Genomic DNA, 1,785 nt, shown 5'->3' with positions numbered 1-1,785 from the left:
GCGCATCGCGATCGTCTCCAACGTCACGGGTGCGGTGGCCTCGGCGGACGAACTGGGCGGCGCCGACTACTGGGTGCGCCATGTCCGTCAGGCGGTCCGCTTCGCGGACGGGATGCGGTGGCTGGAGTCCGAAGGCGTCACCACCTTCCTCGAACTCGGCCCGGACGGCGTGCTGTCCGCCATGGGGGAGGCCAGCCTCTCCGGGCAGGGCGCCACAGCGGTGGTTGCGGCGCTGCGGAAGGAGCGTTCGGAGGCCGATACGCTTGCCCGCGCCGTGGCGCGCTTGTACGTCCGAGGTGTCGGAGTCGACTGGACCGCGGTGTTGGGCATGGCGACGGCAGGTGGCGCGCGTCGTGTTGAGCTGCCGACCTATCCGTTCCAGCGGCGGCGGTTCTGGCTGGACTCCGCCGCCGACGCCGATGTGACCTCCGCCGGACTCACCCCGGCGGACCATCCACTGCTGTCCGCCGCGGTCACCCTGGCCGATGACAGCAACGTACTGTTCACCGGTCGTCTGTCCCTTCGCTCCCATCCCTGGCTCGCCGACCACGTCGTATTGGGTGAAGTCCTCTTGCCGGGTACCGCGTTCGTCGAGATGGCCATCCGCGCCGGTGACGAGGTGGGCTGCGGCCGGGTCGAGGAACTGACCCTCCAGGCACCGCTGTTGATACCTCAAAAGGGAGCCGTACGACTGCAGTTGGTGGTGGACGGCGAGGCCGACGAAAGCGGTCGGCGGTCCGTGAGCGTGTACTCGCGTGCGGAAGAGCTCTCCGGTGACCAGCCGTGGGTGTGCCATGCCACGGGGGTTCTGGGCGGGGACGCGGCGCCTCCCGCCGAGCACGAGTCGGCCGTCTGGCCGCCGGCCGGGGCGACACCGGTAGGGGTGGACCGGCTGTACGAGCGGCTCGACGGGATGGGGTACGGCTACGGTCCGGTGTTCCAAGGACTGCGTGCCGCATGGCAGTTGGGTGATGAGGTGTTCGCGGACGTGCGGCTCCCCGAGGAGTCGGCGGCGGAGGCGACTCGATTCGGACTGCACCCTGCGGTGCTGGACGCGGCACTGCACGCGATGGGTCTGACCGCGCTGGCGGAGGGCGGTGGCACGCGGCTGCCGTTCTCCTGGCGCGGGGTGACGCTGCACGCGACCGGCGCGTCGACGGTACGGGTGCGCCTGACGCCCGCAGGGGGCGGCGCGGCATCTGGTACGGCAGCCGGTACGGGGTCCGACACAGTGTCCGTGCACATCACCGACGACAGCGGTCGGTCCGTCGCCTCGGTGGAGTCGCTGGTGCTGCGTGCCGCCTCGCCCGACCAGCTCCGTTCCGCGCGGCCGCAGAGTCGCGAACACCTCTACCGGCTCGATTGGACGCGCCGGCCATCGGACGGCTCGTTGCCGAGGGACGCTTCGTCGAGCGGCATGGTGGCCTGGGTGGGGGCGGTCCCGGAGGAGATCGCTCGAATCGACACCCCCGAAGGCACCTCGACGTACCGGGACCTCGCGGACCTCGAGGCGGCGCTACCCGTCGGCTCGTCGATTCCCGACACCGTGGTGGTGTCGCTGCCGAGGACGCCCGGTGCGGTGACCGACCAGGTGCGGGCCGCCACGGAGTGGGCGCTGTCGACGCTGCAGTCCTGGCTGGCGGACGAGCGGTACGCCACGTCCCGGCTGGCCTTCGTGACCCGGGGGGCCGTTGCGGCCGAGGGTGTCGAGGATCTTGCTGCTGCGGCGGTGTGGGGTCTGGTGCGGTCGGCGCAGTCGGAGAATCCGGATCGGTTCGTGCTGGT

At 71.1% G+C, this 1,785-nt stretch carries 1 protein-coding gene; it reads left to right on the top strand.

Annotated elements, in window-relative coordinates:
- Positions 1-1,785 (top strand): polyketide synthase dehydratase domain-containing protein (locus ADK64_RS04935; RefSeq protein ID WP_199829483.1); only part of this gene is annotated, 1,785 nt, incomplete at both ends.

Source organism: Streptomyces sp. MMG1121 (assembly GCF_001280015.1).
GTDB lineage: Bacteria > Actinomycetota > Actinomycetes > Streptomycetales > Streptomycetaceae > Streptomyces.
The sequence above is the reverse complement of the archived record's forward strand: the minus strand, read 5'-3'. Positions and strand labels throughout refer to the sequence as shown.